This is a genomic window from Bifidobacterium sp. W8112, from assembly GCF_016101425.1.
Taxonomy (GTDB): Bacteria; Actinomycetota; Actinomycetes; order Actinomycetales; family Bifidobacteriaceae; genus Bombiscardovia; species Bombiscardovia apousia.
The window spans coordinates 61,954-88,003 of record NZ_JACFQN010000003.1; the positions used below are offsets into that span (position 1 = coordinate 61,954).

The 26,050-nt window shown below is 50.3% G+C and carries 18 protein-coding genes; 5 read left to right on the forward strand and 13 right to left on the reverse strand.

Annotated elements, in window-relative coordinates:
- Positions 1 to 218 precede the first annotated feature (218 nt).
- On the forward strand, positions 219 to 1,202 hold the full coding sequence (locus tag H3T92_RS07405) for an Abi family protein (protein WP_198189711.1): 984 nt from the start codon (positions 219 to 221) through the stop codon (positions 1,200 to 1,202).
- 1,190 nt (positions 1,203 to 2,392) lie between these two features.
- On the opposite strand, the gene H3T92_RS07410 is transcribed toward H3T92_RS07405, so the two are convergent.
- The 4 genes from H3T92_RS07410 to H3T92_RS07425 all read right to left on the reverse strand — a co-directional run bounded on the left by H3T92_RS07410 (position 2,393) and on the right by H3T92_RS07425 (position 7,175).
- Positions 2,393 to 3,862 carry a 5-methylcytosine restriction system specificity protein McrC gene (locus H3T92_RS07410; protein ID WP_198189712.1) on the reverse strand — a complete coding sequence of 490 codons (1,470 nt, stop codon included), beginning with the start codon at positions 3,860 to 3,862 and terminating at the stop codon, positions 2,393 to 2,395.
- A complete protein-coding gene (locus H3T92_RS07415) occupies positions 3,859 to 5,688 on the reverse strand; it encodes an McrB family protein (RefSeq protein WP_198189713.1) in 1,830 nt (609 codons plus the stop codon). The genes H3T92_RS07410 and H3T92_RS07415 overlap by 4 nt, the downstream gene beginning before the upstream one ends.
- Positions 5,689 to 6,505: 817 nt before the next feature.
- On the reverse strand, positions 6,506 to 6,694 hold the full coding sequence (locus H3T92_RS07420) for a helix-turn-helix transcriptional regulator (RefSeq protein WP_198189739.1): 189 nt from the start codon (positions 6,692 to 6,694) through the stop codon (positions 6,506 to 6,508).
- Complete coding sequence (locus tag H3T92_RS07425) at positions 6,687 to 7,175, reverse strand: hypothetical protein (RefSeq protein WP_198189714.1); 489 nt, start codon at positions 7,173 to 7,175, stop codon at positions 6,687 to 6,689. Before H3T92_RS07425 ends, H3T92_RS07420 begins: the two co-directional genes overlap by 8 nt.
- Positions 7,176 to 8,055: 880 nt before the next feature.
- On the opposite strand from H3T92_RS07425, the gene H3T92_RS07430 reads away from it, so the two are divergent.
- Both H3T92_RS07430 and H3T92_RS07435 read left to right on the forward strand, forming a co-directional pair.
- Positions 8,056 to 9,057: a dolichyl-phosphate beta-glucosyltransferase gene (locus tag H3T92_RS07430; RefSeq protein ID WP_198189715.1), complete on the forward strand. Its 1,002-nt coding sequence runs from the start codon at positions 8,056 to 8,058 to the stop codon at positions 9,055 to 9,057.
- Positions 9,058 to 9,258: 201 nt separating this feature from the next.
- Positions 9,259 to 11,481, forward strand: a complete 2,223-nt coding sequence (locus H3T92_RS07435; protein WP_232342014.1) for a glycosyltransferase family 39 protein — start codon at positions 9,259 to 9,261, stop codon at positions 11,479 to 11,481.
- A 382-nt stretch (positions 11,482 to 11,863) separates the two neighbouring features.
- Here H3T92_RS07435 and H3T92_RS07440 read toward each other — a convergent pair whose 3' ends face one another.
- The 7 genes from H3T92_RS07440 to H3T92_RS07470 form a co-directional block, all read right to left on the reverse strand.
- Complete coding sequence (locus H3T92_RS07440) at positions 11,864 to 14,686, reverse strand: TrlF family AAA-like ATPase (RefSeq protein ID WP_198189717.1); 2,823 nt, start codon at positions 14,684 to 14,686, stop codon at positions 11,864 to 11,866.
- Positions 14,687 to 15,401: 715 nt separating this feature from the next.
- Positions 15,402 to 15,935, reverse strand: coding sequence for a ClbS/DfsB family four-helix bundle protein (locus H3T92_RS07445; RefSeq protein WP_198189718.1), 534 nt, complete (start codon positions 15,933 to 15,935; stop codon positions 15,402 to 15,404).
- A gap of 311 nt (positions 15,936 to 16,246) precedes the next feature.
- Positions 16,247 to 17,635 (reverse strand): hypothetical protein, encoded by a 1,389-nt coding sequence (locus tag H3T92_RS07450; protein WP_198189719.1) that lies wholly within the window; start codon positions 17,633 to 17,635, stop codon positions 16,247 to 16,249.
- A gap of 32 nt (positions 17,636 to 17,667) precedes the next feature.
- A complete protein-coding gene (locus H3T92_RS07455) occupies positions 17,668 to 18,399 on the reverse strand; it encodes an ABC transporter ATP-binding protein (protein WP_232342015.1) in 732 nt (243 codons plus the stop codon).
- A 314-nt stretch (positions 18,400 to 18,713) separates the two neighbouring features.
- Positions 18,714 to 19,754, reverse strand: a complete 1,041-nt coding sequence (locus H3T92_RS07460; RefSeq protein ID WP_198189721.1) for a zinc-dependent alcohol dehydrogenase family protein — start codon at positions 19,752 to 19,754, stop codon at positions 18,714 to 18,716.
- A gap of 256 nt (positions 19,755 to 20,010) precedes the next feature.
- The gene (locus H3T92_RS07465) at positions 20,011 to 20,580 is read right to left on the reverse strand and encodes a DNA repair protein (protein ID WP_198189722.1); all 570 of its coding nucleotides are present in this window, start codon (positions 20,578 to 20,580) and stop codon (positions 20,011 to 20,013) included.
- Positions 20,581 to 20,754: 174 nt separating this feature from the next.
- The gene (locus H3T92_RS07470) at positions 20,755 to 21,402 is read right to left on the reverse strand and encodes an HAD family hydrolase (protein WP_198189741.1); all 648 of its coding nucleotides are present in this window, start codon (positions 21,400 to 21,402) and stop codon (positions 20,755 to 20,757) included.
- Positions 21,403 to 21,713: 311 nt separating this feature from the next.
- On the opposite strand from H3T92_RS07470, the gene H3T92_RS07475 reads away from it, so the two are divergent.
- Together H3T92_RS07475 and H3T92_RS07480 are read left to right on the forward strand one after the other, a co-directional pair.
- Positions 21,714 to 22,052, forward strand: a complete 339-nt coding sequence (locus H3T92_RS07475; RefSeq protein WP_024627731.1) for a metalloregulator ArsR/SmtB family transcription factor — start codon at positions 21,714 to 21,716, stop codon at positions 22,050 to 22,052.
- Positions 22,053 to 22,062: 10 nt separating this feature from the next.
- Positions 22,063 to 22,791, forward strand: a complete 729-nt coding sequence (locus tag H3T92_RS07480) for an SdpI family protein (RefSeq protein ID WP_198189723.1) — start codon at positions 22,063 to 22,065, stop codon at positions 22,789 to 22,791.
- A gap of 217 nt (positions 22,792 to 23,008) precedes the next feature.
- Here the strand turns inward: H3T92_RS07480 and der are convergent, their stop codons facing one another.
- Positions 23,009 to 25,117, reverse strand: coding sequence for a bifunctional cytidylate kinase/GTPase Der (gene der / locus H3T92_RS07485; protein ID WP_198189724.1), 2,109 nt, complete (start codon positions 25,115 to 25,117; stop codon positions 23,009 to 23,011).
- Positions 25,114 to 25,887: a pseudouridine synthase gene (locus tag H3T92_RS07490; RefSeq protein ID WP_198189725.1), complete on the reverse strand. Its 774-nt coding sequence runs from the start codon at positions 25,885 to 25,887 to the stop codon at positions 25,114 to 25,116. Before H3T92_RS07490 ends, der begins: the two co-directional genes overlap by 4 nt.
- Positions 25,888 to 26,050: the final 163 nt, after the last annotated feature.

Consider the following 26,050-nt stretch of genomic DNA (forward strand, 5'->3'; position numbering starts at 1 on the left):
GGTCATAATCAAATCCACCGCCCTGGGTCTGGCCCGAGATGTCATCTCGTTGAGTGCCGTGTACGCTCAGCCTTAGCTCTGAGCGGCAATCGAGTCTTGAAGTTTTGCGTTCGGCGCCAGCACGATGTAAAATTAGTGCCGTTAGAAGCCGCCACTGCCTCTACTGCCTTTCGGGGTGGAACGCATACTATGGCGGTATTTTTTTACCCGGAGGGCACATGGGATTCACAACTGCAACCAAGTTGCCCCCATACCCCAGCCATCCTTACCGCGACTCTGCAGACCTGGCCCAACTGCTTCTGGATAACGGGTTGACAGGCATCAGCGTGCAGGACCTTGCGGATCGTTTGGAGTTGGTAGGCTATTATCGCCTCAAGGGCTACTGGTATCCTTTCCTTACTCCTATGGCGGGTAGCAGTAAACGAAAGTTGCCCTTTCTTCTGAAGACTGCTTGGGATCCCATTTGGGAACGGTACGTATTCGACCAGGAACTACGTAACATCGTCTTCGATGGCATCGTCAGCATCGAGGTCTTTCTCAAAAGCTATATGGCTGCTGAACTTGCCAAAGCAACGGGTCCGTTCGGTTACCTTGAGCCTGCCGGTCTGCCTGGACTCAGCACCGAAGAGCATAAGAGTGCGATTGCCGGCATAGCCAAGGACTATAAGAGATCTTCGCTGCCACAGCTTAAGCATTTCAAGAGCACCTACCGCGACCCGCTGCCGCCCATTTGGATGCTAGTGGATTGCCTGTCCTACGGCGATTTCAAGAAGATCTTCTACAAGGGTGCTGACCCTACCATCAAACGCAGGTTGGCCTTGCAAATGGGAATCATGTCTAACAAGCCCGGTGTCGGCAATGAGAAATTGTTGCGCGGTTGGCTCGAGAATATCCGTGTCGCCCGCAACAAGACCGCCCACCATGACCGCTTCTGGAACTGCATAGACCCGAAGATGACACCCATCAAACCCAAGATGTATCCCGCAAATGCCGACTGGTGGGGTAACGAATGGGAGTCCTTCCGCCGACCGGAGTCGAAAGGTCCTGCAGGATTCCTGACCATGGAACACTTCCTCCTGAAGCAACTGGGCGTCACTCATTGGCGTACAAACTTCATAGACCTGATGAACCGCTATCCTGGCATTCCACTCAAACCAATGGGCTTCCCGGACGACTGGCAGAAGCTGCCCATATGGCAATAAAGTCACGAATCTCCGCATACAAGGTGTCGCTAGTTTTAGAGTCTCAAAAGATGCGTCATTTTCTTGTTAGGTTCTTCGTGCGGTTTCTGTCGTTAAGCGCTAAAACGGTGCGGTATCGGGATAATCGAGCTGATTGTATTCGTCAGAGTTTGGGTAGCCGGCACTTTATGATCCTCTATAACTGTCATAGCCCTAAAGTTACTCACTTAAGCTGTGGGACTGAATGGGTATGCAAGTAACGTGAAAAATGTTTATTGAACGTCATTTTTTGATCGTCCACAGATAGCACGGGAACAATTCTGGACGCAGACGTTTAATCTTCCATTCCTCGATATTATTCCGACTCTGGATAGTTGAGTATGACTGTGCTACGGTTTGTTGAACAGTCTTGGTATACCGTTTGTATAACTGGAATATGAAGAAAATACAGTTTATCGTGTATCAGTGCTTGCGTATGTCATGAGGGCAAGACACCTCAATTATTTTCGAGTCTAAGTCCCATAGGTACGACTAAATTGCAAAAAACCAATGACTGTAGGGATTGAAACCACCCTTATTTCAAATATTCGAATATAGTTCATGAACGTCTTATGAATTCCAACGTATGTATTTGTGGCCATGGTGCTTATATTAAAGGGCGTTGGTATTTTCGTTTGTGGAATACTTGATTTGCTTATCCCCCCCCCCCCCCCCCAATAAGCCTTCCTTCGCAATTGAATTGCCATCGGTGAATAAGCTTGATCGGCGCAGCCGTTTGGTAAGAAACGTTGACCATATGAAGTATCTAGGAAATATGACAGATTCTCGACTTTTGCATCTGATTGTCTTATCGAGTCTCTTTCCGCATAGTGTATGACCTGACAGATACGTGTATATGATGAGTGATATTCTTTACCACCAGATGCGGTACTAGCCGATGTTCGAGCTGGCGTCTTCGCACGATTGTAAAAGCCGGTCATCCTCTAGGAGCACGGCTTAACAGTTCTTATACATAAAGAACCTCCAGGCGTGTTCACTGCCGCAGGATAAAATCACCAAGGTTGACTGATGTGTCAATTCATGTGGAACGTTGAGGTAACTGAACGAGTCAATTTATTTGTAAGCGCTTCAGCGTGTTCAAATACTACCGCTTGTGCCAAAGTGTTGCCCGTCTAGACTGCATTAACACACCAACTAGTTTATTGCAGCAATTATCGTATATTTGCAATTGTGTCTGCAAATTGATCTTCGTTAGCTTTCATCGACAAAGAATACTCCTCATAAGTAGAAGCTCCAGTTGGAATTGGAAAGCCAACTTTTTCTAGTATGATTTTTTGCTCTCCATTCCTGAACTGCTCATCTTGTAAACCGTCATTTATCCCTTTAAGTAATTCAAATCTTGTAATGGAAGGTGAAAGGTGATTCTTCTCCTGCGGTTTCGGATACCAGTACTGACCAAATCTAGAATCAAACCGATACATATACGCTAGTAATTGAAGATAGTCAGAGCCCGAAATATTGCTCGATGGTTTATATTTAGCATCAGCGACCACAGTGCAGGTGTTCCTTATTAGGAAATCAGGATATATTACGCCAAATAGGCCTTTAGCAGTCGAATGTGGGCCAGAATTTTCATTGCTGCCGAACAAGTACTGCTTTCCAGTTTTTGACTTGTTGCGTGGATGAACAAAAGATATGTTGTCGCGCTTATCAAGCAACAGTACATTAAGGTACTCTTCCCATAGCCAAGAACAGTCGAACAGAATTCCATTGATGTGGCCATTGCCTAGAGCATCTGCTGATACAGATTTGTGGCTTAAGATAGCTATGCAAATCCTTTGCAAAAGCCTGTATTTGCGGAAATACTTATTGACAACGGGATGTCGAGTATTCCAGTCTAAAACTGCACGTCTTTCTGACCTGCTATATCGCCTAGTCCGAGACCTCACTATCCGAACATTGTCTCTAACATTCTTATTGCTATTAAGAAGTTGCTTACCAATTTTAAATCCAGAAACAATATATTCAATTGTATGTCTAACTAATTCACTGACTGGGTTATCAAGATCTAGATCTCGTGTCGTGTATGCCACTTGCCCAACGAAGGGAACATCAATGCTTAGATAACGCGCTACGTCGATCGTGCCTTTCAGCCGAGCATCGTTATACCTTCGCCTTACATACGTTTTGTAGGGCCCCACTTGCAGAGCCTTGCCCAGGAAATAAGGGAATAAGAGTATCATCATTGTTTCCCAGCGCTTGTTCTTAAGAGGCGGAAAATCAAAGGCCTTGGCCACATCTACATGCAGAACTTTTTCCAATAGATATGCGAAGAAATAGTCATTTTCTATGTGGACAGGTTCTTTATTCCGTCTGAAAAAACGGGTAGATATGCTTACTACGTCATGGTTGTCTCCGAGCACTCCTATGAGGTTTTGCGTTCTTGTTTTGCCTTTATATGTGCCAAGAACACGCTGCTCGAGACTAACGTCAACATCTCCTTCGTCTTCCCGTCCTACATAAATAACGCCCTCTTTATCTAGCAGTGTCTCTACTGTCTGATTAAGCAGTGATTTACAGAGGTTAGTTTTAATAAAAGATTGGTCTTCTATTCGGCTGTTATCCGCTAAATACCAGAAATGACGGCAGGCAGTTGAAACACTCGTAACCACTTTCCTCATGCCTCATTCAAGTGCGCATCATCGCCAACCGTTGGAGTATTGTCTCCTTGTGTGTGGTCATTTATTCCACTGACAAAAGCGGCTTCTTTAAACGCGTCAAAAATCTCACTTAGTTTCTCATCTGCGTCATCCATGCCCCCTAGATAATCAGCCAGTAGCGGTTCGAGATGGTTCTTCCAAAGTTCCCAGGACGCATTGTCGTCGGAGGACTGAGCCGTTTTAAGGAAGTAGCCAACTCCTAACACATAATCTGTGCCTAAGAATTCGCTTATTTCGCTGTTCACTGCTTTCATCATACTTTTCGTTCTATCCTCATTCGGCATACCGTTGAGAGCCTCCGCTGATTCTTCCGCACTTATCTCAATAAATGTGAAACGTCTTCTCATGGCAAAATCGAAGGAATCTACGCTACGGTCTATATCGTTCATGGTTCCGATGATGTACACGTTCTCAGGAATGTAAAATTTTTCACCTTCGTCTAATCCGCCACGTTTCTTATAAGCCAGAGAGTGCAAATTAGCGTACTGAGTGTCTACACTACCTCTTTCTCCACGGTAGTCTGGATCGATACTGAAGAATAGCTCTCCTAGAATTTTTGACAAGTCGCCTCTGTTGATTTCGTCAATGATAATGACGTAATTATGCCTTAGATCACGTTTTGCCTTATTAATGAACTTGGTAAAAATACCTGGATATAGTTGAAAACCCACATTGCCTGATTTTGTTGTTTCGGGTCTGAGCCCTTCCACGAAATCAGTGTAGTCATAGCTGGGATGAAATTGAACGAATTCAAATTGCGGACTTTCACTCAATTGTTTATGTATTTGGCCGTCTTCGTTGTTGATACAGAGCAGTTCAGAAGCTATTTCCCTGGCAACCGTTGTCTTTCCAGTTCCTGGTGCGCCGTGAAAAATAATATTCTTATCTTCTAATAGTTGTTTCGCACGTTCACTAAGACTGACATATTGTTCTTTTGTCATGTTGTAATTAATATCAATCTCTTCCGGGCTATTCTGAGACTTGTTCCTTTCGTTCAATTCAACTAATAGATCAAGCATTTGGCGGACAAGTCGGCTTGGCTTTCTTGCTGACAAGTCGAGTTCAGTTACAGAGCAGGTGAGAGTAGACATTTCTGTCTGTGATTGGATCGGCTGTTCGGGATACCAGCCGGCACTCAATGTTGTAATATGTCCGGGCTCAGAAAATGAAGGCCTGATTTTGATATCGGTCCCCGTTACATTCACGTACGTGGAATTAGGTTTCGAAGAAGCACTATTGTTGGAGATGCGAAACGTAAATTTTAGGCCTGAAGAGAGAGTAAATTGATTATTGCTTATATTCTGCTTGTCGGCAAAATCACGCTCTTCCTTGTTTGCATGCGCCAAGTCTGAAATTTCTTTATTTTGTTTTATGAAGACATAAAGTATGTGAGCAAACTTTTCGTAATCTTCCTCGCTTTCATGGTAAGTGTAAAGAAATCGCTGATACCGAATTATGGCTTCCCTTAAATTATTGTGATTAATGGGTCCAGAATTTCGTTGGAATGTAGAATCTTTTAATATAGCAGAACAAATGGGATTGAATTCTTCATAATTAAGGTAGGCAAACGCTGATTTTTTAACGTATGACGAGATCGGGCTTTCTATTTTTTGAGAAAGCTGACTGCGCAGATTCCTCAAACTGCTCTCTATTGTGCGAGCATAACTTTCCGATGTCACATCGCCTTTTGTTGTTATTTGCCTCCGATTCCAAATTCTAAACCTTTGCTCTTGAACGGCAATAGGTGTCTCTTTGGGATTGCTTAATCTGTTCGGCCTGCTAGACATTGCTGCATTTCCTCCTTCTTCGGCGGTGTCTACTTAGAACTGCGACAAGTAGCTGTTACAATTTATGATTAATTTTGTGTTCTAACGCTGAATTGTACGCGCTGTATGACACGATTTTGTAAGGTACGATAAATCTATGGACCCAGTATTAATAAACTAAAATATAAGCGGTAACCATAGGGATCAAAAGAATATTTTCAATCTGTAATGAAAACAAACTCGTTCAACCTATAAATTTTTAATGTGATTTAAGCCAACTGTGATTAAATATTAAAAATCACATCGTTTACTCATAGCTTTTCTCAATAAATGAATAAAAAGATCCGCCTATAGATAAGCTTGCTACTCCATACTTCAATGTCTATCTTTTTTGTTTTTCTTCTTCTAGGGCATGGAGTCAGGCATGCCAACATTAAGTGTTATTAGAAAATTGGTTGAAAAGAATCATCTCTGATAATAATTTTGTCTCCCAGTTTGTTTATTTCTATAATTAGTTGACATTCATTTTTACAGAATAAATATGAGTCTTTTTTAATTTGCATTTGTTCAGTGACAGACCGGACTTGCTTTTACTCAATTTACTGACTCGAATCGTTTTACCATTATATTCAAATCCAACAATTTGTTCCATCAAAATAATAAATGAAGTTTCGTTGAGACACTATTAGTGAACAATCCTTACATCCATAGCGTGTTATAGATATGGTCTTTGCCTCGCAACAGAAGAAATACTGTCAGCGGGTTGAATGTTTGATTCATAGGTTTCTGTTCCAATCAGAGCTTTGACAGCAGGTCGAGTTTGCGAGAAAAGGCGGGTTCAATGCCAGAATATGTCTTCTATGGTTGAATCGAATACGTCCGCCAGGCGGAAGGCCAAGGGGAGCGAGGGATCGAAATGGCCTTTTTCGATCGAAATTATCGTTTGCCGACTTACTCCCAGCTTTTTTGATAGCTGCTCCTGAGACCAGCCGCGCTCCTTTCGCATTTTTGCCAGGCAGTTATTCATGATGAACAAACCTCACAAATGCATACGACAGGGCAAGGATCAGGAGCATTGCTATCAGAACGCACACGAGCATGAGGGCCCATTGATCAGCCCCCATTAAACTGGTCAGCAGGCAACCGGCCGACACCAATACGATGAAAATACGGTATGAAAGTTGCTCGGCCTTTCCGTACCAGTGGCTCTCTATGTTCTCTTCTGCATGCGGATCAGCACCAGACAAGGTATTGGGATCCACCAAAATGACCCACCAAAGACTTACAGATACGGGACAAAGTATCACAGCCACTATTAGAGTCTTGATCATCCACGGCAAGGACTGTGGCATGAAGCCAGCCAGAATGATTCCCAGAACTATGCCGCTCACCAGGCCTGGAATCAAAGCGGCTATGAGCGCTGACATCGGACGGGAACCGAAACGAACAGTGCCAAACGATCTGGGTTGCACATCGACAGTCGCTTCGTTGCGCTTCTTGTCCTTCATGGATTTCTCCTTTGTAGAACTCAATTCAGGATCGGACGACCTGTATGAGCATCAGAATAAAGTAAAGTGAACTTTACGTCAAGCTAATTTGACATTCTTTATCTGGATGTTGTTTACCTAACGTCTTTTATCGCGACATTGGAAGTGGACCTCGAGGTTATTTTCGGTCTACAGCCGCTATGAAACCAGGCTGTCGGGAGAAAGCCATTCACAGGTATCTGCATAAAAGATTGCTTTATCAACTTGCTGCGCGGAAAGCTTGACTGTAATTATTAGAACGGGTATTGGCCAAACTCACGATTTTGTCGTGTTAATGACGCAGATGATTATTGGGATTCCAGCCTGCTCATCGTGTTGTTCGATGCCTCTGTTGCTTGTAATTCACCTTGTTGGGTTTCTCCGAACTTGAATATCTGTTGAGGAAATCAGTCATTTTTGTATCAGGAGAGGAAAGCCTGATTGCGTTTGGCATCGAGTTGCTATTGAAGCGAGCTTTGGGAACAAGCGCCAACGTATAGCAATGTTTGTGGTTTCTGCAGGACTTGATCTAAGCATACTCAGCAGGCAAATCCAAGAATGCTCAACTATAGGATGCGTTGCTCATATGAGCATTGCTTCATTATTCTTTATGTTGTAGATGCAGCTTAAATGTACATGGCCTCTGCCTAAATGCAATTCAGAGATTGGTTTTGGTCCAATCCTCGCAACAGCCAAGCAAAACTATGCTGATCGATCTCGAAAAACGATATTGACTGCTGCTATTTGTCGCAGCCGTGTCAGCAAACATTGAGACATCCTCATGATTCTTTTTAAGCAGTCCAATCTATTTGCCAAGACAAGTTTGAGGAATATGCCAAGAAGTCGCTGTTTACTATGATTCATGAACACAACGAATATTCTCGAAAGAAACACCAGCGAGCAGCACTATGTGCCTGACAGGCGCTCTTCTGGCAGCGGGCAAATCCCACTGAGTGAGGTTGATTCGCCTGTCTACTACGGCAGCCCAGCCGCGGTCGACGCCGATATTGTCATTCCCATATATAACGAGGAGGTTCAGCTGGCTGACTCCGTATCCACCTTATGCAGCTTCCTGGATCGTCACGCCAGAGATCTGACACCCTTTAGCTGGAACGTCGTGATTGCGGACAATGCCAGCACAGATGCCAGTTGGCAGATAGCCAAGTCTTTGTGCGACTGGTGCCCCAACCAGGTTCGTGCCTTGCACCTCGTGAGAAAGGGTCGCGGGTACGCCCTGAAACAGGCCTGGCTCAGCTCCAGGGCGGCAGTTGTCGCATATATGGACGTGGACCTATCCACCTACATCGGCTCTACAGGCAGCCTTATTCTTCCTCTGCTCCAGGGCGGGGCTGACATCGCCTTTGGCTCGCGTCTGTTGCCGCAATCTCAGGTCACCCGCTCCCCCAAACGTGAACTCATTTCGCGCACCTACAACCTCATGCTCCGCTCATATCTGGCTGTTTCCTTTCATGATGCCCAGTGCGGTTTCAAGGCCATTACTGCCCAGGCTGCACATGTCCTGCTGCCGCAGGTGAAGGATGACGAGTGGTTCTTCGATACGGAACTGCTTGTGCGTGCCCAGCAGGCCGGGATGACCATGTTGGAGCTTCCTGTCCGCTGGGTGGAGGATGCCGGCTCGACGGTCGACATTCCAGACACGGTAAAGAAGGATTTGGAAGGCATGCACCGGGTCAGGGAGGGTATGGAGGCCCGAACGGTCGAGGAGCTTCGCGTCGACCTGGACTCACCTGCCGTCTGGGATCAGATCCGCCAGCATGAGCTGCGTGGATCCCTCTTGCCTGCCGAAGAGGAGGATCCGCACTCAAGTATGCAGAATCCAGGCAAAGAGACTGCCGCTTGTTGAGCGGCTGACAGCAAACGAAATCTCATATAGAAAGAGCAAACGTTACCTATCATGAACGCTTCATTGGCTTCTCACAGCAGCTATGGCTTCTCCCAGCATTCGCGGACTTTCAATCCGCCACGATCAACAAGCGCAGATGCAGTCGCTGACGAGCACGCTTCCCGCGCGTATATTCTGCCGCGACGGACTCGTGGGGATTGGATGGCGCTGGGTGTCATGCTGCTTGCAGCCTGTGCAATATTCTTCATCAACCTCACGGCCTCCGGATACGCCAACGAGTTTTATTCAGCTGCGGCCCAGGCAGGCTCGGTCAGCTGGAAGGCGTTTCTCTGGGGGTCCCTGGACTCAGGGAACGCCATCACCGTGGACAAGCCGCCGGCAGCCCTCTGGCTGATGGCGCTTTCCGTGCGCATCTTTGGTCTGAGTTCCTTTGCCATCCTCCTGCCGGAAGCGCTGATGGGGGTGGCGACCACCTACCTGCTCTATGCCACCGTGCGCCGGTACTGGGGCAACTGGGCGGGCATTGTCACCGGATTCATCTTCATGTTCACTCCAGTAGCCGCGCTGATGTTCCGCTTCAACAACCCCGATGCCTTGCTGGTCTTGTTGATGACCGGTGCCAATCACGCGCTCCTCAGATCTCTGGAGTATGCCAACCATCCTTCTGGCAATCGAAAGCGCACATGGTGGATGATCCTGGCCGGTGCTCTGATCGGATTCGGCTTCCTTACCAAGCAACTGCAGGTGCTACTCGTACTGTCTGGTTTTGCCCTGGCTTTTCTTCTGGCATCGCCTACAGGCATGGTTCGTCGCGTCCTAGATTCACTGGCTGCCATTGCTTCCATGATCGTCGCTGCCGGCTGGTGGGTGCTGCTGACGGTCATCGTGCCAGCCAACGACAGGCCTTATATAGGCGGTTCCCAGCGCAACTCCTTCCTTGAGCTCACCTTTGGCTACAACGGTTTTGGACGCTTGACCGGCAGCGAAGAAGGATCCGTCATACCCGGCCACGGCCATGAAGGAGGCGGTATGCAGGCTGGTGGCGGTCGTGGCGGCAGCAAGTGGGGCCAGACTGGCCTCAATCGTCTGTTCAGCGGCGAGTTCGGCACGCAGATTTCCTGGCTGGCTCCTTTGGCTTTCGCAGGCATTGTTATCAGCTTGCTTGTTATCGGCAGGGCCGTCCGCACTGACGTGCGCAGGGCCAGCGTCATTGCTTTCGGAGGTTGGCTGACCTTCACCTGGCTCGTTTTCAGCTTTATGGCCGGCATTTTCCACCAGTATTACACCGTGGCTCTGGCACCTGCCCTGGCTGCGATGGTTGCCATCGACGCATTCAGTTTGTGGATCGCCCGGGACAAGCTCTGGGCCAGGATCGTCACGCCGATTCTTATCGCCTTCACGGCCTTCTGGGATTTCAGCCTGGCAGGTCGATCCCAGTGGCTCCCCTGGCTCAAGTGGGCCATCCTCATAATCGGTCTCATGGGCGCCCTCGGGTTTGCCCTGGCTGGGCTGTTGCGAATACGACGACTCGCTCTTGCTGCCCTCATTCTCTCAGTCATAGGGCTTATGGCCGGCCCTGCTGCATGGGCGCTGTACACCGTATCCCAAGGACATATGGGATCAATCGTTCTAGCTGGACCCAGCCTCACCTCAGGGAGCATGGGTGGCGGCCCAGGTGCCATGCCCGGGGGTGCTCCTGGTGGCGGTCGGCCTGGCGGTGGCCAGCATGGTGGTCGTCAGGCAGGCGGCATGGCACCTGGCAATATGCAGCAAGGCATACCTGGTGGTGACGGCGGTCCCATGGGCTCATACCAAATGGGGCAAGACCCGATGAATCAGCTGGGACAGCCGAGCAAGCAGGGCCAGATGCCCGGTGGCAATTCAAATAGTCAACAGCCTCCTAGCATGGGTTCTCAAGGACCAGGTTCCATGGGCCAGGGTTTTTCAGGGTCACTAGGGGAATCCAGCTCTTCGGGTGCGCCCTCCATGCGTTCACAGCGCAGGGGCAAATCTGGATTCCATGTGGTATCAGAAGGAGGAAGGATGAAAGTAGGAAGTCTGCTTGGTGAAGGCCGGTCAAGTTCCAAGATCGTCGCCAAGCTGGAAATGTCATCCGATTCCTATCGCTGGGCTGCTGCCACTACGGGATCCCAGCAGGCGGCGGGCTATCAGCTGGCTTCTCAAAAGCCGGTCATGGCCATTGGTGGGTTCAATGGTTCCGACCCCTACCCCAGCTTGGAACAGTTCAAGCAGTACGTGAAGGGTAAGCAGATTCATTACTACATAGCCGGTGAGATGGGTGGCCATCGAATGGGAGGTTCAGACACTGCCACGCAAATCTCGCAGTGGTTGGCCAAGCACTACACCGCAACCACGGTTGATGGAGTCACTGTGTATGATCTGACCCAGCAGAAGGCTGGGTAAGCGGCGGGAGCTCAACTCCCTGGAAGCAGACTTGTCATCTGTCGGTTAAAAGCATTGATTACCACTTTACTAGGAAATGTATGATGACGGTGAATACTATATAAAATGTTAGTCTGCTATATATCTTTATTGCTTTAACTAATCAAATAAAGCATAGAATTATCCAGCGCTGTAACACCAAGATGGTGTTACAGCGCTTTTCTTTATTAAGATCTGACTTAAAATGAATATGGTTTATGCTATTTCTTGCATAATCCTTATGCAGCCAAGTTAGTGTCATGACTAAACGACAACATAATAAAAGTTAGACCAACATCGACTAAAGACAACATGTAAAAGCCTTCTTTTGCCGGTATTTGTAATGATGTAATCAAAAAGAGCATCAAATAAGCTTGTATTTTTCTTCCCTTTTCTGAAAAGCTTCTGCGCCTCCATCAAGGATTTCACACGCGTGTTCTCTAATGCCACATTTCTCCAGAACTGTTTGGCAGTTTACGTCATTTGGTTTTGAGTATTCCAGTGAACCAGACAAATATGAAAACAGTTTGTGATTCGCATTTTTGCGGTCTTCGCCATCACGATTTGCCACGATGACCTCTTCAGAATCAGCACCAATCACCAAATTTGCGTTATGCGTTACCATGATTATTTGGCGCTTCTTCTTGCTTTTAACTAAATAAGGAACGATTGTGTTGTAGATAGATCTACTATCAAGATCATCCTCTGGCTGATCAATGAGTAGCGGCCATGGTTCGTCAGAATCGCTCAAAATTAAGGTCAATGCAAACAGCGCTTGTTTTCCAGGCGTCATTGATGATTTTTCGAAGCCACCAATATGATCGTTGTCCAATATAGCCCCGAATCGAATCTCGTCTGATAATTTAAAAACGTCTATTGCAGCATTGACCTTTTCATATCCCTTATTTACCTCGAGTGAGTTATTGAAAAGTGATTTCAGGAAAGCCTCTGGTTCGTCTTGTGCTTTGATATAATTGATGTCATCTCCTCTGTGCTGAATATAATCGTTATTAGAACGTCTATTAAATTCACGGTTTGCTTGCTCAATGCTACTGGGATCAATTCCCTTCTCAACTGTAAAAGTTAATTCTTCAAACTCTCTACCTGCTGAATTAAATTGGCTTTCAAACGATGAAATTAATTCTCTACGCGTCACCAAAGCTCGGGTTAACGATTTAATACTTTCAGCATTTTTATTATAATACGATTTTATCTTTTCTTCTATGACTTCAATATTTTTGATATTCTTTTCGAGAGTCGTTATTTTTTCCGAAATACTCGATATTTCTTTGTTCTCTTTATCTTTGTTTATGAGCTTAGAATTTGTTTTCTGGATTGATTTAATTTGTGATTTTGTATCCTGAATGGCAATTTCCAATTTGGAAGCATACTGATTGATTATCTGCTCAATTTGAGATGTAAGTTTCTTTGCCGTACTTGTTTGAAGGTCAGTAATTATGTTCACCAAGTCAACGGGAAGGTCTGTTAGCTCAGGCTCTATTTCGATATGAACAGCTATAGTGCCAGGTTGTATATGAACTACATTCTGATTGTTGTTGATGCCTTTAGAAAAAACCGACATCAGTATTTTACGGTTTTTGTCCAGCTCCTCTGAAGTACTCTTTAGATCTGCTATCTCCTTTAATATATTTTGTAACATTTTTAGGTCATCACTGGATAAACCATTACTTTGTATAGAGTTTATTTTGTTATGTAACTCACTTATTTCCTTTGAAATTGCTTTCGAATCACCACAGTTGCGTAAATTATTTTCCTCTTGCTTAATTAGTTCAGAGTTGGAAAACCAGGATTTTATAGATGTTTCGATTATATTTTCCGTCTGTTTATTTCGTGTTTCGTAGTATTCATATGCAGCTTTAACTTCAGGATATTTGTTGAACAGAACAGGACGTATCTTACTAGTAATTTCTTTAGGTTTCTCACTTAACGAGTATAGACCGTTCTGCGGAATGTAGATCACGCGACCACCTACACTACCAGACAGCCATTCTACATGGCATGAATCATTTTTTACATCATCCCATGTATATCCTGCTGCCGGTCCCACTTGATTTTTATCAGGTATATTTGACACTTTAAGTTGAGTTGCAACTGTAGAGTCTGGATCGACTGCATAAGCTATATGAGCGAGTAATGCTGACTTGCCTGATGATCGACTGCCGATAATTGAGTTTAGATTTTTGTTTAGAACAATCTTTTCAGGAAAATTAGAATTACTAGGAAAGGTAATTGTATCTATAATATGATAAGTGTGTTTTTCATCAGGTTCGTTTGGTTGTAGTGCTACTCGATCTTCAGGTTCAACCAGTGTTTGCAATAACCCGCTATATGTTAGATCTGCCTTGATCCATAGCACGTTTCGATGATCTCCACCAGTGTTAATGCTCTTCCCTAGGCGTTTATTCAAGTCATCAAAATTATGTGCGTCAGATCCGTCGAATACTGGCTTAGCCTTGACCTTTTCATCTGTTTCGAGGCGAGTTACATCTAGAAAATAGTCGCGTGAACTTTCGTTTGCAAATACCGCATCTGAAAACTTATCTATCTCATCAGTGAGTAGTTTCTTTCTTTCTATTCCGGCACCTCCTGGCCGGATCCCATCGCCTTTGGCTGAGACTACAACTAACAAATATTGCTGACGATGCTCTGGAACGAGTGCATTTGGCCCAAAAGTATCTTTTATTGCCGCTTCAATGGCTTTTTTGTCGACGGTGGCTTTCTTGAACTGCTCTGGTGTATCTAATTCATCGCAAGAAACAGATCTGCTGTCCGGGCCGATAGTTTCACTAGTACGTAATGCATGCATGAAATTATTAATTTTTACTTGTTTCAAGTTGGGGTTGAACAATAAGTGAATATTAATAACTTCACCAGAACGATTAACTGCCGTTGTCAAACGTAATTCAAGATTTGGAATAAATAGTTTATCGTCCTGAGGGAATAAAGACCTATAGCGCTTCGTTGCTAAGAAGAAAGTGTCTAAGGAGAAGTAATCGGTCAGTCCAAAAGCCTGTACATCAGAATTATGGAGAATTGTGCAAAACCGATCTAAAACATTGCTGTTCTGTTTTATGCTACCGTATCCATTATTCAATTTTGTTCCAGGAAGGTGAACATGGAGATCCCATTTGCGCCACTCAGAGCCTCTTTCGAAATGTATAGTCATTACCAACCTCCCCTAATCGGCTAACTCTTCAATCAATACAATTGTATATAACAAGTTGTACTGCGACATGCTTCTTTGTATTTTGGAGTTACGCAAATAACTAAGAGAATTATGAGTTCGTCTTATTGGCTGATCGCGGTTTGATCTTGTTCCTGCTCCACTAGTCACAAAAGAATACAGAACTTTCGTAGCTTGGTATAAGCGTATCCCAACATTTTATTTATGAGCCTCTGTAAACCAATTTGAGAGAGTCGTAAACCGTTTCGATGTAGAACGGGTTTCACTAATTCATATTTTAAATTCGGCAAAAGGACCTATTTATGTCATTGACTTATACACGTTGACCATCAGACATGCTGAAATTTGCTGCTAATGCTGGTAAGGAAAATAAAGTTGTCGGTTGTCACCCATAAGGTCTATAAATAACAACTGAAAAAGCCTGCAACAGGTGTATGGAAACACCGTTGACACTTTCGAAATTCTGCGCAAGTTGAATAGCTAAATTTAAATCTATTTACTATCAGGTTGGTATGTTTGGCCATCAAAGAGAACAAAGGCAGATTCTGCGGAAATACACATTCTCAAATAGCATCTGTCCTAAAAACTGCAGAGAATATGCTTTTCCCTTCATATTTGTGTTGTCTCGCTCCATAATATAATAAGGGTTGGCTTTGTTCATTTTTAGGGTATATTAACAATACTCCAGTTTTTGCCGTTATTTACGCCCCTTCAAGTACTTCCGTATCTTCTTCAGGGCCCAGTCGTAATGGCTGGAGGTCGAAGAGATGAAGGCAGAGCCCAAGGTAGAGTTGCCTGTCCATGGGAGGGCGCCCTTGGTGAATAGCTGCTCGTCGGTGAACGATTGCGCCAGGGTCATGACCTTCTTATGGGATTCGATAAACAGGTTCAAGGCCTGATCGTAGGTGGTGTCATCATGCTTGTCTCGCAGCTTCACATTCATCTCGCCGTAATTGCGCCAGTTGTAGCCGTCCGGAAGAAAGTCGTGGGTCCTGCCCTCCTGGTTGTCTTCCACCCAGTTCAACAGCAGCTGATGCCACTCGTAGAGATGGACGAGCACGTCCTTGATGTTCCTGTCGCGTGCCCAATGGGCCCCCTTCTCCTTGCTCAGGTCGAAGGAAAAGCGGCCATTGCGTTCTTCGGGTATCAGCGGCTCAAGCAACGCCATCAGCTTGTCGAAGCCATCATCAGCCGCCTTGATGAGTTCTTCCTTTGTGGTAGGTCGCGCCATGACGGTCCTCCATTTGTCTGTTGTTGACAAGATTTGACTGGTCCATCGTCACCTGTCTCGGTTTGTCATCGACTGTACCCTATATGAGCCTTACAAATGCTCGCGTGTAGGAAATCATCGCATACTCCAGTGTTTACCTGTATTGGCGGAAAGCCATCAAATGCTCACAGCTGCACCTACCAATCAAATTCATCAAGCCGAGCTCTGCATATGCCGACTTAATTTATTTAACAAGGGGCATGAAGGAATGGCAGAGGTCGGCAGGCTGCATTGGCGCAAATATGTATTCGGGTGCATACAGCAGGACTTTATTACTCGCCTATGGCATGCGATATGACGCTGACAGAGTTCTCGAATCTGGTGGTCAGAGCTTGGATTCCTGTGGCTGCGGCACCAAGCAGGGATGCGATGAGCACCACTACGATCCAAGCGCCCCATTGCACGCTCATCTGTGATTTGCCCATGAAGCGCGAGAGCATGAAGGTCAGGGATGAGGTGCAGAGCAAGGTGATGACCAGGGAGAACAGTGTGCTGGTAATCATAGTGATGATGCCGTCAAGTGCGCCCAATACTCTGAGCTGGCCGATTCCGGCACCTGATACGTAGGTCAGCGCCAGATCAAGTCCTCTGCCTTTGGAAGTGATCAAGGTGCCTGCAATTGCACCTGTTATCGCGATGATCAGTGGCGGTCCAGTGAGCGCCAGGAGACTCGCAAACATGTCTGCGGTCGCCGGAACAGTGCTGTCTGGTGTGGGGGGCAAAGCGACTTGCATGGTGGTGATCATCGTGCTCAACCCTCCGCCGACGGTCATCAGCAATGACAGACCTGCAGTCATCGGGATGATCGCCGCTCCCTGGCGCTGTATGCTGCCGACAGCCTGCTGGCCTGCCAGCCTCCAGGTTCTGGATGGCAACGCCACAATACGCGTCCATATCGCCGTGAAGCCGGGTAGGAAGTATGGTGCGAAAGCTGCCAGCGAGAATATCAGGAGGAACATGCCGCCCATGGCGAAGGCGAGAAATACCGTCATCCGATCCGCAGCGGCATTGCTGCTCATCTGACTTGCAGGAGGGTTAGTTGCAAGTGCAAAAGCTGGAATCAGCAACATACAGCCCGCGCCAATCAAGCATACGATTCCCAGGAGGAAGCGGAAGACGCCTATCCGCTTTGGCGGGTTCTGGGATTGCCTGAGGGCTTCAATTGGTCGTATTTTCGAGAGCGAACGGATAGTCAACAGGGTGCTTATGAAGATGGGCGCAGCGCTGAAAGCGAGGCCCTTGCCCAGCGAATTGAACAGGTGGCTGCTGGCATATGTCAAATGCAAATTGAGCGGATTTGTCACCATGGCGAAGATCAAGGGTGTAATCACTGGCAGCAAAAGGCAGGTGGCTGCAATAGACAGGATGCATAATCCCATGACAATCAGCAGATTCCAGGCCAGCAGTTGCCAAGGCAGAGCGCCTTGCAAAACCATGAGCGCCAGTTGATGCCGTCGTTGATTCAGTGCTGAGTTCATGACCCATAGCAGCACAGCTACGGTGATGATCACGCTGAAGGCTAAGGCGGGACCAGTGTATGAGGATCCAAGTTCCTGCTCCGGACCTTGATAGTCCTGATCAATGATTGCGGCGACCGCGATGAGGGAGCAGATGACAGTCTGGGATACGACCATGGCCAGCAAGACGGCGCTCCAGACCATGGGCGCTGCTTTGAGTTCGGACAGAGCGCCTCTCATGCCATGGGTGCTTTCGCAGAGAATGACTGGCTGATACGGCCATCGCGCACGGCAAACAGCCGATCGCACTGACCTGCCACCTCATTGTTATGCGTCACCAGTACGATGGTTTTCTTCTCGTGGTTGGCAAGGTCCTTCAGCACCGATATGACCTTTTCTCCGGATTCCTGATCCAGGGCGCCAGTCGGCTCGTCTGCGAATACCACGTCTACGTCGGATAACAGGACCCGGGCCAGGGCAACACGTTGCTGCTCGCCGCCTGACAGCAGGGTGACGCTTTTCTTTTTCTGATCGATCAGGCCAAAGTACTTCAAGAGGGAATCCGCCGTCTTTCTGGGAAAGCGGGATCCACGAAGGGTGAATGGCAGAGCCAGATTCTGTTCGACTGTCATGCTGGTGATCAGGTTGTAGGACTGGAATACGAAGCCTAGATGCTGGCGTCTGAACTTGGTCATGGCCGACAGCCCCAGACGGGTTATGTCCTTGCCCAGCAGAAGCACAGTGCCGCTAGTGGCCTTCTCCAGTCCAGCCAGGCAGTACAGCAGCGTCGATTTGCCGCTGCCTGACGGCCCTATGATGCCGGTCATCTCCCCCGGATAGGCAGTGAATGCGATGTCATTGAGAATGGTCAGTGAATCGCCACGGCGCGGGGAGACCACCATGGACAGCCCCGTAGCTTCAATCGTTGGTGTCGGGCCTCTGCTTTCGCTTACGTTGGGGTTATTCATAGTTGCATCTTTCCCTTGGATGATCATCGACGACCTTCCAGACCGAGGCATCTACGCCCAGTAATGCTGATTCGCCTCGCAGATGTCATCGCCCGCGTTCGTCGCTTGACCCTGTATGACGGTCATCCTTGTCGTCATCAGTCACTTCCATTGATATCAGCGAAAGAAGGGATGAAATACCCTGATCTACCCTGAATTATCCCTGACTCGGCCCTGATTTTTTCGAAATAAGAGGTATGTTCAGGCAGGCATGCTTACGCGGCGCCACCGGTAATGTCAGCAGCGCCGAGAATCAGCTGATTACTGCTGCAGTCTCATTCGCCAACAAGCACTAGGGATTTGATGGCGGTGCGCTGGTCCATGGCCTCATAGGCTTCCTGGATGTGAGCCAAGGCAAAGCGCTGGGTGAAGACCTTGCCTGGCTGGATGCTGCCCTTGAGTACCTGGTCAAGCAGCAGATGCCTGTCATATGTGGTGACTGCGGCCGTGCCTCCTCGCAGCCCAACATTGCGCCAGAAGAGCTTAGAGGTGTCCATGGTAGCCTGCTGCGGTACGCCGACCCTGCCGACTACTGCGCCGGGCCGGGCTGCTCTGACAGCAGTGTCGGTGGACAGTTCGGTGCCCACGCATTCCAGGACGGCATCGGCTCCGGCTCCGTCGGTGAGGGCCATGACCCGCTCCACAGCAGCGTCGCCGCGTTCAGCCACGATGTCAGTGGCCCCGAATTCACGCGCCAGCTTCTGGCGGTCCTCATGCCGGCTCATGGCGATGATGCGTTCGGCCCCACGCAGCTTGGCTGCTATGACTCCGCACAGACCCACCGCCCCATCGCCCATGACAACGACTGTGTCGCCTTCTTTGACCTGGGCTGTTGCGGCTGCATGATAACCGGTGGCCATCACGTCGGAGAGGGTCAGTAGGGAGTCGAGCATGTCGTCGCTGTAGTCCTCAGGCTGGCCTGGAATCTTCACCAAGGCCCAGTCCGCGTTGGTGAATCGCAGATACTCGCTCTGATAGCCGCCGCTCCCCCGCCTGTCTGGATCAAGGCAGTCACCGTCGAAGCCAGCTCTGCAGGCCGCGCAGTGTCCACAACCATGAGTGAAGGGTGCTATGACGAAGTCACCAGGTTTGACATGAGTGACATCCGAGCCCACCTTTTCGACCAGGCCGATGGCCTCGTGCCCTACGTGACTGCCTGCGGGCATTGAGGAAATCCCCCGGTACCACCACAGGTCGGATCCGCACACGCAGGCTCGAATGACCCGAATCACGGCGTCTCCGGGCTTTTCGATGGTCGGCATCGGCGCTTCCTCCAGCTCGATGCGGCCCGGCTTTACAAACTTTGCTGCCTTCATGCTCTTGCTCCCCATTCTTCACTACCTGGCGTATTTGCCTGCCAAGTATGCGGATGAAACATAGTCTACGGAGTTCAATCCGCTTGAAGTCAAGTCGATGCCTTATTGTGCGCGATTTGCAGAGGTGCGGACAAGATCAAGATTGTTACGCGGGAACACGGTCATAAGATGCAACCATATATAGGTGCCGTATAGAGGTGGCGTATAGGTGTACCGTCATATGCCTTGTGACTCGGCCGAACCACAAGGGATCAACTCACTTGGAAGAGCTTTCAGGACTACCAAGTTCCTTGAGGAAGGCGGCATAGGCCTGGGGGTTGCGATGGTTTTTGCCCGCTTGAACGATCAGCCCGTGGTATTCGCGCAGGTCGTTGAGCGGCCATTGATCAACCTGAATAAAATCCGCCTCGTACTCTTCGCCCTCTTGGTATGACCGCAGGGAGGCCCATCCCAGACCGTCCAGCATCCGGCGTGCATAGGCATCCCAGATAAAGCAGCGCTGGCCGAAGGCATAAAGCCGTATGACATCCGCCGTTTCGCGTCCAACCCCGGCAATGGTGAGCAGGTCGTCACGCAGGCCTTCATCCGCGCAGTCCTCAACATCGGCCGTGCGGATGCCGTGAGCCAGCAGCCACTGAGCCAGGGCTTTGCAGGTACGTGCCTTGGCCTTCATGAAGCCGCTTGATCTGATCAAGTTTGTCAGCCTTGTCAGGTCGACATCGGCCATGTTGCAGGGGTTGAGCAGATCGGCTTTGCGCAGCTGCTCGATGGACATGGCCGCGTTTCCCCAGGCTGTATGCTGGACCAGCACCGCTCCGATCATCATCTCGAAGTCGGTCTCTGCCGGCCACCAATTCTGCAATCCCAGGCGAGCGAGCAAACGTGAATACAGCCACTTTGAGCAACCGGCATTTATCCTGCCTGCATTGCCCATAACGCCTCCACCAAACTATTTGACGCTTTTCATGGTAACAGCTGGCTCAAGCCGGTGCGGAGCGAGTCAGAGAATGGCAGGCGCCTGGGCGAAGTCAGTGATAGCGCCATCAGCCTCAGAGCGGATGGCATCCCAATCCTTGGCCGAAGACTGGTCGTACATGGCCCAGACCTTCATCCCAGCGCGTTTGGCCGAATCGACGGCGACCAGAAGATCCTCGAACACTGTGCAACGGTTAGGCGCGACGCCCAGCATCCGTGAAGCCAACAGGTAGATTTCCGGCTCCTCCTTGCCAATGCTTTTGGCATCATCCACGCTGCAGACCTGGTCGAAACAATCGGTCATGCCAGCGTGCTTCAGAGCAGCCTGTCGCAGGCGCGGAGGGAGGCTGGTTGCCACAGCCAGGGCGGCTCCGCTTGCTTTTAGCGCCTGCAGGTAATCGAGTGCATGCGGCTTGGGCTGCACAGCCGTGGCGTAGAGCAGGAGCGCGTCCTGGTTCCACTCCTCCACAAGGTCCTCTGGCTGCTCGTCAAGGTGGAAGCGATCGATGGTGTACCTGGCGATGGCGCCGGTCTGCATGGAGGCCACTGCAGAGGCGTAATCGGCTGGCATGGAAATGTTGCGGCGAGCAAAGAATCGTTGGTCGATGTCCTTCCAGACTCCCATGGAATCCAGAAGAGTGCCATCGAGATCGAAGATGGCGGCCTTGCCAATGTTGACTTTTGTTCTATTTTCGCCCACGCCGCAAGTTCTCCTTTTCGTCGAAGTTATTTATAGTAGCATGATCTCGGATCAGGTCTGGCTCACCGGTTTTGAGCCAATGTTCTCCCCGATCAGCCTTGGCTTCAGAAAAGTAGGTATGTTCAACAGTTTAATATTGCCATGCAAGCTATTAATCTCAGCGATTGTCAATTATTTTGCGCTCAGCGAGCGAAAAGCACATAAAAGTTGAAGAATATATACAATATTGGTTGAAACAATGTTAGCATGCAAATACTAGAGAAAATCATCGAAAAAGGAGTCTTATGGCTATTCAAGAAACAACAGCGGCTCTGGCTGATCCCCTGCGTCGTCGTGTGCTGGATCTTTTGGAGCAGGGCGGCATGGAGGCTGGACGCCTGGCCGAAAAGCTGGGAATGACGCCATCCAAGCTGTCCTATCATCTGCGGAAGTTGAAAGAAGCAGACCTGATTGTCGGCCACAAGCAGGGCACCAGGGTCATCTACGAACTCAATCTGAGCGTGTTGGACAGCACTATTCAGTGGCTCTACCGCCTGCGGACCAGCGCCAGCGACAAGCGAAGTGTGTCTGAGCCTCAGACTGTGAGCAAGGAAACTGGTTCGACGGCGGTTTCCGAGTCCTAAGGAGACTCTCATGGCGGATGGCAGCAAAGCGGGTCGGTTCGTCCCGACCCTTGTCGCGGCTCAGTGGTTGCCGGGGATAATCATGCTGGGCGTAAGCCGCATAGTGGTCAATCGTCTGCCGAATGAAAACGTCCCGCTTCATTGGAACGCTCAGAACCAGGTGGATCGCTGGGGCTCTCCCCAGGAGCTGATTTGGATACCCTGCTTCTGTCTGGTCATTGCGCTGATTTGGACCATTCTCATGCTCGTCCTGCGCGCATATTTGATTAAACGTGGTGATGAAGCGGGACATACCTTGACCGTTTTTCTGCTGGGTGGTCTATGCATGCAGATTATTTTTGCGGTTTTAGATCTGTTCGAATTAGCTGTTGCTGATCCTCATTGGGGATGGTGGCCGACGGATTTCGGCATTGATAAGGTCGCCATGCTTTTGACCGGTCTGACTCTCATAGTCATCGGCAATCTTGCTCCTAAAACCAGACCCAACGGCATCAGCGGTTTTCGAGTGCCAGGTGCCTACGCCAGCCGCGAGGCTTGGCGCCGTTGTCAGCAGTTTGGCGGGGTGCTCTTCATGATTCTGGGCGTGGTCATGATCCTGTCTGCCCTGGCTTATAGCGGAGTCAGACTCTACTGGACCTGCGGAACCGCTCTGGCAATCGTCCTTGTACTCATATGTGCCTATGGTTCATACGCTGGCAGAAAGTATGCCGGGCAGGGCGGACCGGTGTACCACCGCTAGTACTTATATGCAATGAGTGGTTTGAAGGAGACTGCAAATAACAGATCTGCATATACGTAATGGGGACTATCTGAATCCTTTGGAAGGATTTGGAGGTCCCCTAAATACAACAAATGTCCAGAAACACAGTTCCTTCTACAAGGATTTGTAGACAAGGCCGTCTAGTCGAGAAGGCAAGGTCCCTGGGCCGACTTAAGCGCCGGGCCAGGGACCATCTTCATTTGCGCTTCTTCTTTTCGCGGATATGCACGGAGATCTGGATGGGGGTGCCCTCGAAGCCGAATTCCTCACGCAGGCAGCGTTCCAGATAGCGGCGGTAGCCGTGCTCCAGGAAGCCGGTGGCGAAGATCACGAAACGCGGTGGCCTGGTGGAGGCCTGGGTGGCGAAGAGAATCCTTGGCTGCTTGCCGCCCCGCAGCGGATGCGGGTGGGCAGCCTGAACCTTGCCCAGGAAGGAGTTGAGCTTGCCGGTCGGTATGCGCTTGTCCCACGATTCCAGAGCTGTGCGCATGGCCCTGGCCAGCCGGTTGGTGTGCCAGCCGGTCTTGGCAGACAGGTTGACCCGCTCGGCCCAGGTGACCCGGTCGAACTCGGTCTGCCAGAGCCGCTCGAGACGCTGACGGCCGAAGTCGTCCAGCAGATCCCACTTGTTGAAGACCAGGACGATGGCCCGGCCGGCATCCACGGCTTGGCTCATGACCTTCAGGTCCTGGTCGGCGATGGGCTGGGAGGCATCGAAGAGAATCAGCGCCAGTTCCGAGCGTTCGATGGCCGCCTGGGTGCGCAGACTGGAGTAGTACTCGGCCCCCGAGATCTTGTGCAGGCGACGCTTGATGCCGGCGGTGTCGATGAAGAGCCAGTCCTCGCCGTCTACCTGTACCACTTCGTCGACCGGATCACGGGTGGTGCCCGCTACATCGTGAACCACGGCCCGCTCCTCGTGGGCCAGCTGGTTGAGCAGGGAGGACTTGCCCACGTTGGGCCGCCCGACCAGGGCCACCCGGCGCAGGCCTTCCGGAGTAAGGAAGCCCGAGGTCTTCTCAGCCTTGCTGAGCTGTTCCAGCGCTGCGTCCAGCAGGTCACCTATCCCCCGGCCGTGCATGGCGGAGATGGCATAGGGTTCGCCCAGGCCCAGCTTCCAGAATTCGGAGGCGGTGTAGTCGGCCATACGGTCATCCAGCTTGTTGACGGCCAGCACGACCGGCTTGCCGGCGGCTCGCAGCATGGTGACGATCCGCTCGTCGCTGGCGGTCAGCCCAACCTGGCCATCCACAACCAGAATGACGGCATCAGCCAGGGATACGGCGACCTGCGCCTGGGAGGCGATGGCGGATTCGATGCCCTCCACATCGCTTTCCCAGCCGCCGGTGTCCACCAGCTTGAATTGGGTGCCGGCCCATTCAGCCTCGTAGCTGACACGATCCCGAGTCACGCCAGGGGTGTCTTCGACTACGGCAGCACGGCGGCCGAGAATCCTGTTGACCAGGGTAGACTTGCCCACGTTGGGCCTTCCCACCACGGCCAGCACGCCCACGGCCTTGGGTCCTTGGTTTTGGTCATCCTGGCTCTCTGAGCCGCCCTCCAGCAGAGCACGGTCCTCTTCATCCAGCTCATAGTCGTCCAGGTTGCGGGCGTACTCGTCGTAGGAGTCCTCCTCCATGGCCGAGGAGACCAGATCGATCAGGATCTGCAAGGTTTGCTCGAAGGTCAGATCGGAGTTGTCCACGGTGGTCACCCCGTCCGCGGCGCTCATGAAAGAGGTGACCTTGGAATCCCGGGCATCCCGGGCAGCCAGATCCTCGGCGCCGGCTGATCCAGCCTGGGCCTGGCCGCTTCGGCGGGCCTGGCGGACCTCCTCACGGGCTGTCAACAACACACGGACCTGGGCATCCGGGGCCACCACGGTGGTGATGTCCCGTCCTTCGGCCACCACGCCTCGCTCCTGGTCGGCCATGATGGCCCGCTGGGCAGCTATCAGAACCCGGCGCACGGCCGGAATCGAAGAGACCACGGAAACATGCTCGGAGACCCTGGTAGAGCGTATCTCTTCATCCACGTCACGACCGTCCAGGCTGACTGTGGGATGCTCGGGGTCGAGCCCCATAACTAGATGTCCTCCGGTGATGGAGTCGGCCACGGCCTCGGTGATTGCCTCCTGGTCAGGCTGGTCCGCGTCCAGGTCCAGCCCGCGGTCCATGCACCATAGGGCGACCGCCCGGTACATGGCGCCCGTGTCCAGGTAGGCCAGGCCGAAATGCTTGGCCAGGGCCTGTGAAGTGGATGACTTGCCCACTCCCGCAGGGCCATCGATGGCGACGGTGATCACAGTCCGACCTCCTTATCCAAGGCCTTGATCTCGGCGGCGGAGAGCACCCGATAGGAGCCAGGACGAATCTCGCCCAGCCGGATGGGGCCGATCTGGGTGCGCACCAGCCGGGTCACCGGGTAGCCGATGGCACCGAAGATGCGCCGGACTATCCGGTTCTTGCCCGAATGCAGAACCACCTTGACGATGGTGTGCTCGCGGTTGTGGTCGATGATGGCGCAATGGTCCAGGCGGATCAGGCCGTCGTCCAGCTCCACACCCTGGGTGACCAACCTCCGGCAGACATTGCCGCCGATGTGGCCGCTGAGCGTGGCGATATAGGTCTTCTCCACCTCGTAGCGCGGGTGCATGACGTGCTGGGCCAGCTCCCCGTCGTCGGTCATGAGGATCAGGCCCTCGGAGTCATAGTCCAGCCTGCCCATGTGGAAGACCCGCTCGTAGCGGTCCCCGATGATGTCACGCAGAGTGAACCGACCCTTGGGGTCGTCCATGGTCGAAAGGACCTTGCGCGGCTTGTTCAGGGCAAGGGTGACATGCTTGTCGTTCAGATGGATGCGCGATCCATCAACGCGGATCTGCTGGTGGGATGGGTCCACCCGGCTGCCCAAGGTGGTGACCAGCTCGCCGTCGACCTCGACCCTGCCCTGGGTGATGATCTGCTCGCATTTGCGACGAGAGCCGAATCCGGCCTGGGCCAGCACCTTTTGGAGGCGGATGCCTTCCTCCCCCTGTTCGTGCGCTCTGATCGCCTGTGTGTATGGATGTGGCATCGTTCTCCCAACGTGGCCTGATAGATATGTAACGGTTAACGTTCCGGGCGACCGCAGCCGCCAAAAGGTCATATCATACTATATCGGAGCCTAGGGAAGTGTTGTTGGCTTGCCCTAAGCTGGAAGCTGTTGTTGTTCATTGTCGTCGAAGGGATTGCAAGGT